This window comes from Kitasatospora saccharophila (assembly GCF_039529925.1).
Lineage (GTDB): Bacteria > Actinomycetota > Actinomycetes > Streptomycetales > Streptomycetaceae > Kitasatospora > Kitasatospora saccharophila.
Window position 1 is genome coordinate 53,672 of record NZ_BAAANS010000013.1, and the last position, 14,783, is coordinate 68,454.

Genomic DNA, 14,783 nt, shown 5'->3' on the forward strand with positions numbered 1-14,783 from the left:
CCGTCAGGACTTCTGCGGGCCGAGCTCCAGCCGGTCGCCGTTCTTGCTGACCCCGTACGCGGGCAGCGGCTTCACGGCCGGGCCGGTGATCACCGCGCCGGTGGCGGCGTCGAACGTGGAGCCGTGGCAGGGGCAGTAGAGCTTGCCGTCCTTGGGCGGGTTGACCGCGCAGCCGGAGTGGGTGCAGACCGAGGACAGGCCGGCGTACTGCCCGGCGGCGGGCTGGACGATGTAGACGGCGTCCCCGCTGGCCGGGTCCTTGACGGTGGCGGAGCCGCCGACCGGGACCTGCGCGGCGGGCACCGAGGGGCCGGCCTGCGGGACGGGGCTGGTGGCGCCGGTCCCGGACGCGGCGGCGGGGGTCTCGTCCCGGCCGAAGCTGGCGGTGAGCGAGCCGGAGAGCAGTCCGGCGCCGCCGAGCGCGACGGCCGCGATGCCGCCGTCGAGCAGGGCGCGGCGGCGCACCGCGTCCTCGGCCAGGCCGCGGGCCCGGTCGCGGGCGGCCCGGGCGGCGAGGTAGCCGTCGACCGACAGGTAGGGGGTGCCGGCCAGCAGCAGCGGCGTCCAGGCCAGCAGGTAGGCCAGGTCGTTGCCGAGGTAGTACGGGGTGGTGTGGAAGCTGACGGTCAGCCAGAGGGTGGCGGACAGCAGCACGCCGCCGAGCCCGGCGATCCGGCCCCACAGGCCGAACAGGGTGCCCAGGCCGACGGCCAGCTCGCCGAAGGCGACCAGCAGGCCGAAGAAGGTGGGCGCGTGCAGCGCCGGGGACAGCGCCCAGCCGATCGGGCTGCTGTCCTCGGCGGCCTTGGTCTGGGCGTAGAAGGAGGCCGGGTCACCCGCCCCGGCCAGGTAGTGCGCGTCCGAGAGCTTGTCGAAGGCGGCGTAGACGAAGGTGACGCCGAGGAACAGCCGCAGCGGCAGCAGCGCGAAGCGCGACCCCGCGGCCTTCCACTCGGTGATCCTGGCGCCCGCCGTACCGCCCGCCGTGTTGCCCGTCCCCGTCGCCATCCTCGCCGCCCTCTCCCTCGCCGCCTGCCGTCCGCCGGCGCCGTCGCCGACCGGACCGGGTCCGATTGTGCCCGGTGCCCTTCCCACATGGCCGCGCCGCCACTCCCCTGGCGCGGGAAGCGGCGGCGCGGTCACACGGTTGCCGGTGGGATCACTCCCACTCGATGGTGCCCGGCGGCTTGGAGGTGACGTCCAGGACGACCCGGTTCACGTCCTTGACCTCGTTGGTGATCCGGGTGGAGATCTTCGCCAGCACCTCGTAGGGCAGCCGCGACCAGTCCGCGGTCATGGCGTCCTCGGAGGAGACCGGGCGCAGCACGATCGGGTGGCCGTAGGTGCGGCCGTCGCCCTGCACGCCGACCGAGCGGACGTCGGCCAGCAGCACCACGGGGCACTGCCAGATCTCGGTGTCCAGGCCGGCCAGGGTCAGTTCCTCGCGGGCGATGGCGTCGGCCTCGCGGAGCAGGTCCAGGCGCTCCTTGGTGACCTCGCCGACGATCCGGATGCCCAGGCCGGGGCCGGGGAACGGCTGGCGCTGGACGATCTCGGCGGGCAGGCCGAGCTCCTGGCCGACCATCCGGACCTCGTCCTTGAACAGCTTGCGCAGCGGCTCGACGAGCTGGAACTCCAGGTCCTCGGGGAGGCCGCCGACGTTGTGGTGGGACTTGATGTTGGCGGTGCCGGTGCCGCCGCCGGACTCCACCACGTCCGGGTACAGGGTGCCCTGGACCAGGAACTCCACGGCCGGGCCCTCGTCGGCGATGATGTCGGCCTGGGCCTGCTCGAAGACCCGGATGAACTCGCGGCCGATGATCTTGCGCTTCTGCTCGGGGTCCGAGACGCCCTTCAGCGCGGTCAGGAAGCGCTCCTCGGCGTCGACCACGACCAGCTTGACGCCGGTGGCCGCGACGAAGTCCTTCTCGACCTGCTCGGTCTCGCCCTTGCGCATCAGGCCGTGGTCGACGTACACGCAGGTCAGCCGGTCGCCGATGGCGCGGGCCACCAGCGCGGCGGCGACCGCGGAGTCCACGCCGCCGGACAGGCCGCAGACGGCGCGCTTGTCGCCGACCTGCTCGCGGATCAGCGCGACCTGCTCCTCGACCACGTTGGTGGTGGTCCAGTTCGGGGCGATGCCCGCGCCGCGGTACAGGAAGTGCTCCAGCACCTGCTGGCCGTGCTCGGAGTGCATCACCTCGGGGTGGTACTGCACGCCGTACAGCTTGAGGTCGTCGTTCTCGAAGGCGGCGACCGGCACCACGTCGGTGGACGCGGTGACGGTGAAGCCCTCGGGCGCGGCCGAGCAGGCGTCGCCGTGCGACATCCACACCGACTGCTGCGCCGGGGTGCCCTCGAACAGGGTGGAGCCGGGGCGGGAGACGGCCAGCGGGGTGCGGCCGTACTCGCGGGCGCCGCTGTTGTCGACGGTGCCGCCGAGGGTCTTGGCCATCAGCTGGAAGCCGTAGCACATGCCGAAGACCGGGACGCCGGCCTCGAAGAGCGCGCGGTCGAGCTGCGGGGCGCCCTCCTCGTACACCGACGACGGACCGCCGGAGAGGATGATCGCCTTCGGGTTCTTGGCGAGCATCTCGGCGACCGGCATGGTGCTCGGCACGATCTCGCTGTAGACCCGCGCCTCACGCACCCGACGGGCGATGAGCTGGGCGTACTGGGCACCGAAGTCGACGACCAGGACGGTGTCGTTCTCGGGTGCGGACTGGACGGGGGAATCAGCGGACACAGACGGCCTTCCGGCGGCGGTACAAGGGGGTGTCACACCCGAGTCTACCGGGACGCTTTCACCCGACTGCCCGCGCCGCCGCCCGTGACCGCGCGCCCCGGCGAATCGTTGCACCGGGAGACCGCGCACGACGCCGGCACCCTCCAGGTGCGGGCGGCACCGCGCGGCGGAACCACGCGTGGATCAATCTCCGGTCCACCGGGTGCGCGTGGCGGGCACGGGCCCGCCGTGGGACCGCGCCCCGGTGCAGCGGTCGGGTCAGCAGGGGACAGCGACCCCGTCCGCGACCGGGCGGACCCGGGGTGTGGCGGCCGGTACCGGTGCCGGCCGCCACACCTCAGTCAGCCGCCCGCCCCGGCGTACGCCCCGGTACGCCCCGCAAGCACTTATCACGCACGGTCACCGCCCCCGGCGGGCGGACCGGCGCCGCCCCGCGCCGCGTCCGGTTCCGGCCGTACTCCTCATTTACGCCGAATCGGTTGCACGGCAAGGCCCTCGTCCAGGACGATGCATGGAGGCGGAGGGCTCACCGTGCACCTCCCGTCCTGGAGAGCCCGTTCTCGCGGACGGCTCCCTTTCACGCTCCGTGAGGCCCATCCGGCCCCGCGCGTGCCCTGGACCGCTTTTCCGCGACGGCGCCCATCCCCCGGCGCCGTCACCCAGCACCGGCGCGGCCCTGACGCCGAGTGCTGTGACAAAGGGCCCCGTTCCCCCGCGGGGCCCTTTGCCCTTTCCGGGTCCGGGTCGGCCTGCGCCTGCCCGGGTCGGCCTGCGCCGGCCCCGGGCGAGAGGCCCGGTTCAGTCGGCCCGGGGGCGGCGGAACGCGGCGTGCGGGTCCCCGTCCCCGTCGAACGCCACGGCGGCGGTCGGCGGCTCGTCGACCACCAGCTCGACCGAGCCGTGCGCGCCCGGTTCCAGCCGGTCGGTGACGGCCTGGCCGGGCAGCACCGGGGTGCCGGGCAGCGCGCCGGGCAGCGGCGGCACCGCCGGGGCGGGCGGCAGCGGCGGGCCGAACGGGCGCGGCGGGGCCGCCGCCGGGGTGCCGCGCAGCCCGTCGAGCAGGCCGGGCACCGCGAGCGCGCCGAACGCGCCCCAGACCGCGGCGGAGATCAGCACCGAGAGCACCGACCAGCCGATCGTGTCCTCGGTCCGGACGGTGAACCCGCCGACCTCGCCGCTGGTCGGGCCGCCCATCGTGGACCACATCGAGGTGCCGAGCAGCAGCAGCACGTTGAGCAGCGCGTACACGCCCGCCAGCACCGCCCGGTCGCGCTGGGCCAGCCGCCCCCGGTGCGCGGACCAGCCGAGCGCCAGCGCCGCGACCAGCGCCGGCAGGACGGCGAACCACCAGCCGTCGCCGTGGTCGCCCAGGTCGAACAGCGACACCGCCAGGTGGCTGTCCTCGAAGCCCCCGACCAGCAGCGTCGCGCCGCTGCCGATGCCGTGCACCGCCACGCCGTAGTTGGTGACCATCACCAGGGGGCCGGCTTTCCAGAGCGAGTCGCCGTAGGAGAGTTGCATCACCAGCCCGACCGCGGTCAGCAGCACCAGCAGCCCGCAGACCACCCGGAAGGCGTGCTGCCAGGCGACCAGCAGGCTGCCCAGCCAGCCGCGCCGGGCGGCCTCGGCGCGCAGCGCGGCCGCGCCGTCCACGGCCAGCACCACCACGGCCGCGGCGATGCCCGCGGAGAGCGTCAGCGGCAGCAGGGCCGGGCCGACCTCGGAGCTCATCGAGGCGTAGCCGTCGCCGTCGCCCGACTCCTGGCCCGCCAGCCAGCCGAGCAGCAGTGCGACCACCGCGGACACCGCGCCGGTGCGCAGCGCCTGGATCCCGACCGCGGCCCCGGCCGGTTCGGCGGCCCCGGCCCGGCGGCGGGCCCGGGCGCCGAGGTGCAGGCCGAGCCAGAGCAGCAGCAGCCAGCCCAGCGCGACCAGGTACAGCACCAGGTGGACGTTGGTCTCCAGGCTGGTCGTCGAGGCGTCGCCCCTCCGCTTGGTGGCGTGCATGACGATCCGCAGCGGCGCGCCGAAGCCGGTGAGGACGAGGGACAGCCAGCTCTGGAAGCCGTTGTCGGACCCGAACGGCGTGATCCGGAACGAGTCGTCGTCCTGGCTGCCGGTGCCGATCGCGGCGGCCAGCACCAGCAGCAGGGTGGGGGCGATCAGCACCCGGCCGGCGGTCAGCCAGCCCCGGGAGAGCGCCGGCGCCTCCCGGGTGTGGTGCACCTTGCCGGCGCCCCACGGGGAGCCGCCGACCGGGCCGGTGTCCTCGATCACGTCCCCGATCGCGGGCGCGGAGAGCGGCCTGCCGCAGTTGGCGCAGGTCACCGCGGGGTCGGCCGAGGCCGCTCCGCAGGACGGGCAGATGGGCATGCTGGTTCCCCCCAGGGTGGTTCGTGCTTCGAGGGCCCGTTTATCCCACCGCGGGTAAAGGGATGTCAATCTCCTTCCGGGGCCCGGCGGGGCACCTCGGGCACGGCCAGCAGCGGCAGCCTGAGCGCGCCGAACGCCCCTGCCGGGACGGCGGGTTGACGCGGAGTGACGGGCGGGACCGGTCGGTAGCCGGCGCCCGGCTCGGGGCGCGGGTCGGCCTCGCCGCGGTTGGGCCACATCGACATGGCGCGCTCGGCCTGTGCGGTGATGGTGAGCGAGGGGTTGACGCCCAGGTTGGCGGAGACCGCGGAGCCGTCGACCACGCTGATCCCGGGGTGCCCGTACAGCCGGTGGTAGGGGTCGACGACGCCGGTCTCGGCGCTGTCGCCGATCGGGCAGCCGCCGAGGAAGTGCGCGGTCAGCGGGATGTCGAAGACCTCGCCGGCGGTGGAGCCGGGGAAGCCGTTGATGGAGGCGGCGAGCGCCCGGGCGCCCTCCTCGGCGGCCGGGATCCAGCTCGGGTTGGGCGCGCCGTGGCCCTGCCGGGAGGTCAGTCTCCCGTTCTTCAGCGAGACGGTCAGCGAGTTGTCGAGGGACTGCATGACCAGGCCGATGATGGTCTTCTCCGACCAGCGGTGCTGGTTCATCGACTGGGCGAAGATCCACGGGTGCCGGGCGGCGGTGCCCAGGTAGCGCAGCCAGCGCGGTCCGCGCCCGGCGCCGCTGACCTGCTGGATGGAGAGCGCGCCCATCGCGTTGGAGCCGCGCCCGTAGCGGACCGGCTCGATGTGGGTGTTCGCGTCGGGGTGCACCGAGGAGGTGATGGCCACGCCGCGGGTGAAGTCGGGGCGCTCCCCGTAGCGCCGGGTGGAGGTCTGCGCGCCCACCAGGGCCTCGGAGTTGGTGCGGGTGAGGTGGCCGAGCCGGGCGGAGATCCGGGGCAGCAGCCCGCCCGCGCGCATCCGGTGCAGCAGGGTCTGGGTGCCGTAGGTGCCGGCCGCGACGACGACCCGCTCGGCGGTGATCGTGCGCGCCCCGGCCTTCCGGGCCCGCCGGGTGCGGGCGTCGGTGGGCAGCACGTCGACCGCGTAGCCCCCGCCGTGCGGGCGCAGCCGCTCGACGGTGGTCATCGGCAGGATCTCGGCGCCGGCCCGCTCGGCCAGGTACAGGTAGTTCTCGGTGAGGGTGTTCTTGGCGCCGTGCCGGCAGCCGGTCATGCACTCGCCGCACTCGGTGCAGGCCCGGCGCTTCGGCCCGGCGCCGCCGAAGTACGGGTCGTCGACCTCGCCGCCGGGCGCGGCCTTCGCCTCGCCGGTGCCGTCCCGTCCGTCGCCGAAGAACACCCCGACGGGTGCCAGGTGGAAGGTGTCGCCGCAGCCCATCGCCTCGGCGGCGGCCTTCAGGTGCACGTCGGAGGGGGTCATGGTGGGGTTGAGCCGCACCCCGAGCATCCGCTGCGCCTGGTCGTAGAACGGGGCGAGCTCGGCCTGCCAGTCGGTGATGTGCGCCCACTGCCGGTCCTCGAAGAACGCCTTCGGCGGGACGTACAGCGTGTTGGCGTAGTTCAGCGAGCCGCCGCCGACGCCCGCCCCGGCCAGGATCAGCACGTTGCGCAGCAGGTGGATGCGCTGGATGCCGTAGCGGCCGAGGGCGGGTGCCCACAGGTAGTCGCGCAGGCTCCAGGAGGTGCGGGGCAGTTCCTCGCGGCGGAACCTGCGCCCGGCCTCCAGGACGGCGACCTTGTAGCCCTTCTCGGTGAGCCGCAGGGCGGCGACCGAGCCGCCGAAGCCCGAACCGACCACCACGACGTCGTAGTCGTACGACACTGCTGCCCCCTCCAGGGTCGGCTACTTCAGCCGGAACGCCTTCATGGCCTTCAGGCCGGTGGTGAAGAGCTCGGCGAACTTCCGGTCGTCCATGCCCATCGACGGGCCGATCGGCAGCAGCCGCTGCACGGCGACGGTCTGCGCCTCGGTGTAGCGCAGGATGCCCTCGGCGCCGTGCCGCCGGCCGAGCCCGGAGTCGCCCATGCCGCCCATCGGCGAGGCCACCGAGCCGTACGCGGCGGCGTACGCCTCGTTGACGTTGACGGTGCCGGTGCGCAGCCGGGCGGCGACCTTGCGGCCGCGGGCGGTGTCCTTCGTCCAGACCGAGGAGTTCAGGCCGTACGGGGTGCCGTTGGCGGCGGCGACGGCCTCGTCCTCGGTGTCGAAGCGGTAGACCGAGACGACCGGGCCGAAGGTCTCCTCCGAGCAGACCGCCATCTCGGGGGTGACGCCGTCCAGGATGGTGGGTTCGTAGAACAGCGGGCCCAGGTCGGGCCGGGCCTGCCCGCCGGTCAGCACCTTCGCGCCGGCCCCGACGGCCTCCTCGACGTGCCGGGTGACGGTCTCCAGCTGGCGGGCGGAGACCAGCGAGCCCATGTCGGCGCCGTAGGCGAGGCCGCCGCCCAGGCGGAGCGCGGCGGTCTTCTCGGCGAACTTCGCCAGGAAGGCGTCGGCGACCGAGCGGTGCACGTAGAGCCGCTCGATGGAGATGCAGAGCTGGCCGGCCGAGGAGAAGCAGGCCCGGACGGCGCCCGCGGCGGCCCGTTCCAGGTCGGCGTCGGCGAGCACCAGCATGGCGTTCTTGCCGCCGAGTTCCAGCGAGGCGCCGACCAGGCGTTCGGCGGCCCGGCGGGCGACGTCCCGGCCGGTGCGGGTGGAGCCGGTGAAGGCGACGTAGTCGGCGCGCTCGACCACCTGCGGGCCGACCACCGGGCCGTCGCCGAGCACGATCTGCCACAGCTGCGGGGGCAGTCCGGCCTCGACGAACAGCTCGCGGGCCCACAGCGCGGTCAGCGCGGTCTGGGTGTCCGGCTTGTTGACCACCGCGTTGCCGGCCACCAGGGCGGGCAGCGCGTCGCCGACCGACAGCTCCAGCGGGTAGTTCCACGGCGAGATCTGCCCGACCACGCCCTTGGGGCGGCGGGACTCGACGGCGCTGGTCAGCCCGGGGACGGCGCCGCCGCGGCGGCGGTCCTTCAGGTAGGAGTGCGCGGTGCGGCCGTAGTGCCGGGCCGCCGAGGCGACGGCCATCACCTCCTCGAAGGCGTGCAGCCGGGCCTTGCCGGTCTCCGCCTGGATCAGGTCCAGCACCTCGTCCTGCCGCGCCAGCAGCAGGTCGTGGAAGCGCAGCAGGACGCCCGCCCGGTACCGCACCGACAGCGCGGCCCAGGCCGGCTGGGCCCGCCGGGCCTGCTCGAACGCCAGCTCCACGTCCTGTTCCGAGGACACCGGCAGGTCGGCCAGCGCCTCGCCGGTGAGCGGCGCGAGGGTCCGCGCGCGCTGCCCACCGGCGGCGGTGACGCCCTTGGCCAGCCGGGCGACCAGCGCCGCGGGCACCGCCGAAGCGACGCCGCGCGCCGCGCCCTTCGCCGCAGGGTTGCGCCGGGCCTGGATCGTGCTCTCCGTCATGCGGGCAGCCTAGGCCCTGGACCCCGACTTGTGTACCCGCCGGTAACAGCGAAAGCCGAACGTGTCGCCCCGGCCGGACGGAGCCTAGGAGGTCGGGGTGAAGTTGTTCAGCACCGTGGTGAACTGCCGCAGGCTGTCGCGCCAGTCCTTCTCCGGGCCCGACACGTACACCATGAACGCCGTCCCGTCGGCGCGCCGGAACTCGACCTCCTTGGCGCTCCGGCGGGCGTCCTTGGCGCCGAAGCCGAACTCCCACACCGCGCCCTCCTCGCCCTTGATCTTGGCGATGGCGAGGCTGGTGCGCTGGTAGTCCTTCAGGCTCTTGCTCAGCGAGGTCTCCATCTGCAGGAAGTGCTCCTGCGGGGAGAGCGGCTGGCCGACCGTGACCGCGAACAGCAGGAAGTGCTCCAGGTTGTCCGGCGAGTAGTAGATCTGCCCGCCGGGCTTCTCGGTGCGCACCCAGTCCCCGTCGGTGGGCAGCAGGAAGCGGAACCCGGCCGGGTCGTCCTGCCAGGTGTACCCGGCGGGCGCGGGCGCGCCGCTGGGCAGCGGGCTGTCGGTGGGCAGCGGGTTGTCGGTGCCGGACGCGGCCGGGCCGGGCGTCACCGTCACGACCGGCGTCCCGCGGTGCTGCTGGTAGTAGTACGCGCCGCCGCCCGCCCCGGCCAGCAGCAGCACGCCGACGGCCGCCCACAGCACGGCCCGACCGCGCCGCCGGGGCGGTGCGGCCTGCGGGGCGGGGGCGGGCGGTGCGACGGGCGTCGCCGCCCGGTCCGGGCCGGACTCGGTGGCCGCCTCGGCCGCCGGGGCGGCGGGTTCGCCCTCCGCGACCCGGTCGACCACCGGGACCAGCTGGGTGGGCAGCCGGGACGCGCCGGCCTGCTCGGGCACCCGGATGCTGACGGTGTGTCCGTGGGCGACCTCGCGCAGCATCCGGCCCGCCTCGTCGGCGCCGGGCCGCTCGTCCGGGTCCTTGGCCATCAGCGCGGCCAGCACCGGCCCGAGCCCGCCGGCCCGGCGCGGTTCGGGCAGCGGCTCGTCGACGACGGCGGTGAGCGTGCTGAGCGGGTTGTCGCGGCGGAACGGCGACTCGCCCTCGACCGCGTGGTACAGCGTCGCGCCGAGCGCCCACAGGTCGGAGGCCGGTCCGGGCCGCTGGCCCTGGGCCCGCTCCGGGGCCAGGTAGTCGGGCGAGCCGACCAGGTCACCGGGGCGGGTGATGTCCATCGCGCCCTCGAACTTGGCGATGCCGAAGTCGAGCAGCACCGCCCGCCCGGTGCCGTGCTCCAGCAGCACGTTGGCGGGCTTGACGTCGCGGTGCAGCACCCCCAGTTGGTGACCGCGGTGCAGGGCGGCGAGCACCTGGAGGCCGACGTCGGCGGCCTCCCGGGGCGTCAGGGTGCCGTCCTGGGTGATCACGTCGGACAGCGCGCGGCCGTCCACCAGCTCCATCACGATCCACGGCCGGCCGTCCTGCTCCAGCACGTCGTGGATGGTGATCACGCCCGGGTGCTTGATCCGGGCCGCGGCCCGGGCCTCCCGCTGCATCCGGGTCTGGAGCATCTCCCGGTCCTCCTCCGAGAGGTGGCTGACCGTCAGTTCCTTGACGGCCACCTCCCGGTCCAGCATCTCGTCCCTGGCACGCCAGACGGTCCCCATCCCGCCGCGCCCCAGGCGCTCGCCGAGCGCGTACCGCCCGGCCAGCAGACGGCCGGTCGACTGGTCCTGTGCGCCCATGACCGTCCCCCCTTCGCTCCCCCACCGCCGGTCGGACGGGGTCCTGGCAGACCGTGTGCCTGCTCGCACCGACGGTTCAGGAGGCAAGCCTAGGCTGCGCCGGGCCCCCCGGGAATCGCACCCCGGGCTACGAATCGCACCGTGACCGGCCGCTCTCAGCCTGCGACCGCCACGATCCCGGCGAGCGCCGCGACCAACAGCAGCAGCACTCCGCCCAGCACCAGCGGTCCGAGCAGCCGGGGCGGCACCCGCGGTGGGCGCACCGGGAGCTGACGGTCCGTCTCCCGCCGCGCCGCCCGCGCCGGGCGCCGGCCGCGCTGCCGCGGCACCAGTGGGCCCGCCACCGGGCGGGGCACCGGCAGCAGCGGGTCGGGCGGTCCGTCCAAGCCCGGTTCGGGTGCGAACACCAGCAGTTCGCGCAGTTCCCGCTGGACGGCGGCCGCGTCCGGCCGGACCGCGGCGTCCGGCCGCAGCAGCCGCTCGACCAGCGGCCGCAGCGGCCCGCAGCCGTCGGCGGGGCGGTGCCGCCCGTCCCGGACGGCCGCCAGCAGCGTCGGCAGGTCGTCCTCCGGGTACGGGCCGTGGCCGGTCAGCAGCCGGTACAGCAGCACCCCCAGCGCCCAGGTGTCCGCGGGGGCGCCCGGGTCGATCGCCCAGCGCTCGGCGAGCGCTCCGAGCATCAGCGCCCGGGTCTCGTACACCCGGCGCGGCACCTCGCCGCCCAGCGCCGCGCACAGCTCCTCCTCGGCGGCGCCCAGCAGCAGGCCGCCGAGCATCGCCGCGCCGTCCTCGCAGACCAGCACCGTGCGCAGGGTCAGGTTCCCGTGCGTCAGACCGGCCTCGTGCAGCGAGCGCAGCGCGCCCGCCAGGTCCGCCCCGATCTCCGCGACCCGGTACGGCGAGACCGGGCCGTTGCCCGCCAGCCGCTCCAGCGGCACCCCCGCGACCGCCTCCTCCGCGATCCACAGCACCTCGTCCTCGGGCCCGGCCGCGAGCCCCCGCAGCAGCCGCGGGTGCCTCCCCGCCGCCGCCGCGACCTGCGCGACCCGCGCGGTCACCCGCGGCCCGTACGACGGCGCGGGCGCCCCCACCGGGTGCCCCGGCACCAGCAGTTCGGGCAGCTCCAGCCCGAACAGCCGCACCCGCGCCCCGCCGTGGACGTCCACCGCGAGCACCCCGGTCCCGTCCTCCGGACGGTCCGTCACCCGGTACCGCCCGGCCACCACTTGCCCCGGCTCCGCTCGCATGCCTGTTCCTCACGCCGTAGTCCCGCCAGCGTACGGCTCCCGCCTGCCCCCGCGACCGCTCGGTACGCGCTTTCCGCCCCACCACCGGGAGCCGCCCCGCCGCCCCGGACCCCCGCCCCGCCCGCGCCGGAGCCGCCCCGGCGGTCCCCCGCGGCTGCCCGCTACGGCGCGGGCTGGAAGCTCTCGAAGGAGACCTGCCGGGCCTGCGAGCCCTCCGGGGCCGTCCAGACCTCCTCGGGCATGGTCCAGTAGATCGCGTACCCGTACTTGCCGCCCCCGGTGACGAAGCCGCGGTTGAGCGAGTGCAGCAGGGTGTCGGTCTTGCCGGTGTAGGTCCACTCCCAGTCGGCGGCGTTGGTCCAGTCGCGGTAGGAGATGGCCTCCACCCGGACCTTGCGGTAGTTGGTCATCTTCGCGTTGCGGTCGGACGCCTGCCAGTCCTTCAGCGCGCTGTCCCCGGCGGGGCTCTGCCAGTCGACGACCAGCCGCAGCCCGCGGCCCTCGAAGCGCCGGCTGGTGGCGCGGTAGTCGTGCCCCTGGTCGGCCATCCACTCGGGCAGCGTGATGCTGAACCCGGACGGGTCCTTGTACACCTTGAACCCGGCGGGCACCTGCCCCCCGGAGGCCGACGGCGAAGCCGTGCCCGGGGCCGACGCGGTGGCCGAAGCCGACTCCGACGCCGGGGCGGAGGGGGACGCCGAGGCCGAACCGCCGTCCGCCGGACCGGCCGGCGGCACCGCCGCCACCTGCGTCGCCCCGGCCCCGGCCGCCGGCTCCTGGTCGCCCTTCGGCCAGAACGCCACCAGCGCCGCGACCAGCACCAGCACCGCGGCCAGCGCCGCGCCGGTCAGCGCCGCGCGCCGCCGCCCGCCGGACGGCCCGGCCGCGGCGGGCGGTTCGGCGGTCCGGGCGGCCGCCTCCACCGGGGCCGGCGGGGCCGGGACGACCACCGTCTCGGCGTCCGGCAGCGGCTTCCCGGCGGCGATGAGTTCGAGCAGCGGCCGGGCCGTGTCGGCGTCCATCCGCTCGGCCGGGTCCTTCTCCAGCAGGCCCTCGATGACCCGGCGCAGCGGCCCGGCGTTGCGCGGGGCGGGCAGCGGTTCGGTCATCACGGCGGTGAGGGTGGCCAGCGCGTCGCCCCGGTCGTACGGCGGGACGCCCTCGACCATCGCGTACAGCGTGCCGCCCAGCGACCACAGGTCGGAGGGCGGTCCGGGCAGCTTGCCGCGGGCGCGCTCGGGGGCGATGTAGGAGGGGGCGCCGACCAGCATGCCGGTGGAGGTGATGGAGGTGTCGCCCTCGACGCTGGCGATGCCGAAGTCGGTGAGCACGGTCCGCCCGTCCTCGCCGATCAGCACGTTCGACGGCTTGACGTCCCGGTGCAGGATGCCCTGGGCGTGCGCGGCGCCGAGCACGCCGAGCAGGTCGAGCGCGACCTGCGCGGCCCGTTCGGGGGCGAGCGGGCCGTCCTCGGCGACCACGTCGGCCAGCGACCGGCCGGCCACGAGTTCCATCACGATCCACGGCCGGTCGTCCTCCTCGACCACGTCGAAGACGGTGACGGCGGCGGTGTGCCGGATCCGCGCGGTGGCCTTGGCCTCCCGCAGGGTGCGGACGACCAGCCGGTGCTTCTCGATCTCGTCGACGGTGCCGGTCATCCGGAGTTCCTTGACCGCGACGATCCGGCCCAGTACCTCGTCCTCGGCCCGCCAGACGGTGCCCATGCCGCCGCGTCCGAGCACCTCGCCGAGCCGGTAGCGGTCCGCCAGCAGTCGGCCGGTCGGTTCCTGCGGCTGCGTCATCGGTGCGCTCTCCCCATGGTGTTGCGGTCGACGGCGGGCATCCCGGCCGTGACCTGACGGCGTGTCGGACCACCGGAGGTGGCGGTCGCACGCCGGACACCCATCATCCCCTGTCCCGTCCCTCCCCGGCCACCCGCCCCCTCGCCCGGCCGCCCGGACCACCGGGCCCGCCCGTGGCCGGAGGGCCCCCGCCGTGGATCACGGCGGGGGCCCTCCGGTCGTGCTGAGGTCCGCTCAGCGGGGGTGTCAGCGGCCGGGGTTGACCGTGACCTCGACCCGCTGGAACTCCTTGAGCTCGGTGTAGCCGGTGGTGGCCATCGCCCGGCGCAGCGCGCCGAACAGGTTCATCGTGCCGTCGGGGGTGTGCGACGGGCCGGCCAGGATCTGCTCGGTGGTGCCGACGGTGCCCAGGTGGACCCGCTTGCCGCGCGGCAGCTCCTCGTGGACGGCCTCCATGCCCCAGTGGTAGCCCCGGCCGGGCGCGTCGGTGGCGCGGGCCAGCGCGGCGCCGATCATCACCGCGTCCGCGCCGCAGGCGACGGCCTTCGGGATGTCGCCGCTGTAGCCGACGCCGCCGTCCGCGATCACGTGCACGTACCGGCCGCCGGACTCGTCCATGTAGTCGCGGCGGGCGGCGGCGACGTCCGCCACGGCGGTCGCCATCGGGACCTGGATGCCCAGGACGCCCCGGGTGGTGTGCGCGGCGCCGCCGCCGAAGCCGACCAGCACGCCGGCCGCGCCGGTGCGCATCAGGTGCAGCGCGGCGGTGTAGGTGGCGCAGCCGCCGACGATCACCGGGACGTCGAGCTCGTAGATGAACTGCTTGAGGTTCAGCGGCTCGGCCGCGCCCGAGACGTGCTCGGCCGAGACGGTGGTGCCGCGGATGACGAACACGTCGACGCCGGCGTCCACCACGGCCTTGGAGAACTCGGCGGTGCGCTGCGGCGAGAGGGCCGCGGCGGTCACGACGCCGGAGTCACGGACCTCCTTGATCCGCTCCTTGATCAGCTCGGCCTTGATCGGCTCCGCGTACACCTCCTGCAGGCGCCGGGTCGCCGCCGCCTCGTCGGTGATCGCGGCGATCTCCTCCAGCAGCGGCCGCGGGTCCTCGTACCGCGTCCACAGCCCCTCCAGGTTCAGCACGCCCAGGCCGCCGAGCTGCCCGATCGCGATGGCCTGCTGCGGCGAGACCACGCTGTCCATCGGCGCGGCCAGGAACGGCAGTTCGAACCGGTACGCGTCGATCTGCCAGGCGATCGAGACCTCCTTCGGGTCACGCGTACGGCGGCTGGGGACGACGGCGATGTCGTCGAAGGAGTACGCCCGGCGGCCGCGCTTGCCTCGCCCGATCTCGATCTCAGTCACTTCGAGCCCTTCTGCTGCTTTCCATCTCCCGACCGGGTCACCCCGGCCACGCCCCAAG

Annotated in this window: 9 protein-coding genes; all 9 read right to left on the reverse strand. The window is 75.0% G+C overall.

The features are described 5' to 3' along the window. Window positions 1–3 precede the first annotated feature (3 nt). Window positions 4–1,008 (reverse strand): Rieske 2Fe-2S domain-containing protein, encoded by a 1,005-nt coding sequence (locus ABD345_RS12035; protein WP_344551994.1) that lies wholly within the window; start codon window positions 1,006–1,008, stop codon window positions 4–6. Between the two features lie 151 nt (window positions 1,009–1,159). After that, entirely contained in the window at window positions 1,160–2,746 is a 1,587-nt protein-coding gene (guaA, locus tag ABD345_RS12040) for a glutamine-hydrolyzing GMP synthase (protein WP_344551995.1), read from the reverse strand. Window positions 2,747–3,544: 798 nt separating this feature from the next. After that, a complete protein-coding gene (locus ABD345_RS12045) occupies window positions 3,545–5,119 on the reverse strand; it encodes a hypothetical protein (RefSeq protein ID WP_344551996.1) in 1,575 nt (524 codons plus the stop codon). A gap of 65 nt (window positions 5,120–5,184) precedes the next feature. Next, window positions 5,185–6,945, reverse strand: a complete 1,761-nt coding sequence (locus ABD345_RS12050) for a GMC oxidoreductase (RefSeq protein WP_344551997.1) — start codon at window positions 6,943–6,945, stop codon at window positions 5,185–5,187. Window positions 6,946–6,966: 21 nt separating this feature from the next. Then, window positions 6,967–8,574: a succinic semialdehyde dehydrogenase gene (locus ABD345_RS12055; protein WP_344551998.1), complete on the reverse strand. Its 1,608-nt coding sequence runs from the start codon at window positions 8,572–8,574 to the stop codon at window positions 6,967–6,969. A gap of 84 nt (window positions 8,575–8,658) precedes the next feature. Then, window positions 8,659–10,311 carry a serine/threonine-protein kinase gene (locus ABD345_RS12060; protein ID WP_344551999.1) on the reverse strand — a complete coding sequence of 551 codons (1,653 nt, stop codon included), beginning with the start codon at window positions 10,309–10,311 and terminating at the stop codon, window positions 8,659–8,661. A 155-nt stretch (window positions 10,312–10,466) separates the two neighbouring features. Next, a complete protein-coding gene (locus ABD345_RS12065; protein WP_344552000.1) occupies window positions 10,467–11,558 on the reverse strand; it encodes a protein kinase in 1,092 nt (363 codons plus the stop codon). A 161-nt stretch (window positions 11,559–11,719) separates the two neighbouring features. Continuing rightward, window positions 11,720–13,360 carry a serine/threonine-protein kinase gene (locus ABD345_RS12070; protein ID WP_344552001.1) on the reverse strand — a complete coding sequence of 547 codons (1,641 nt, stop codon included), beginning with the start codon at window positions 13,358–13,360 and terminating at the stop codon, window positions 11,720–11,722. A gap of 246 nt (window positions 13,361–13,606) precedes the next feature. Further along, window positions 13,607–14,725, reverse strand: coding sequence for a GuaB3 family IMP dehydrogenase-related protein (locus ABD345_RS12075; protein ID WP_344552002.1), 1,119 nt, complete (start codon window positions 14,723–14,725; stop codon window positions 13,607–13,609). Window positions 14,726–14,783: the final 58 nt, after the last annotated feature.

Bases quoted from the DNA above. Each gene is read 5' to 3' on its own strand.
- ABD345_RS12035 (WP_344551994.1), bottom strand. From the start codon at position 1,008: ATGGCGACGGGGACGGGCAACACGGCGGGCGGTACGGCGGGCGCCAGG.
- ABD345_RS12045 (WP_344551996.1), bottom strand. From the start codon at position 5,119: ATGCCCATCTGCCCGTCCTGCGGAGCGGCCTCGGCCGACCCCGCGGTG.
- ABD345_RS12055 (WP_344551998.1), bottom strand. From the start codon at position 8,574: ATGACGGAGAGCACGATCCAGGCCCGGCGCAACCCTGCGGCGAAGGGC.
- ABD345_RS12060 (WP_344551999.1), bottom strand. From the start codon at position 10,311: ATGGGCGCACAGGACCAGTCGACCGGCCGTCTGCTGGCCGGGCGGTAC.
- ABD345_RS12065 (WP_344552000.1), bottom strand. From the start codon at position 11,558: ATGCGAGCGGAGCCGGGGCAAGTGGTGGCCGGGCGGTACCGGGTGACG.
- ABD345_RS12070 (WP_344552001.1), bottom strand. From the start codon at position 13,360: ATGACGCAGCCGCAGGAACCGACCGGCCGACTGCTGGCGGACCGCTAC.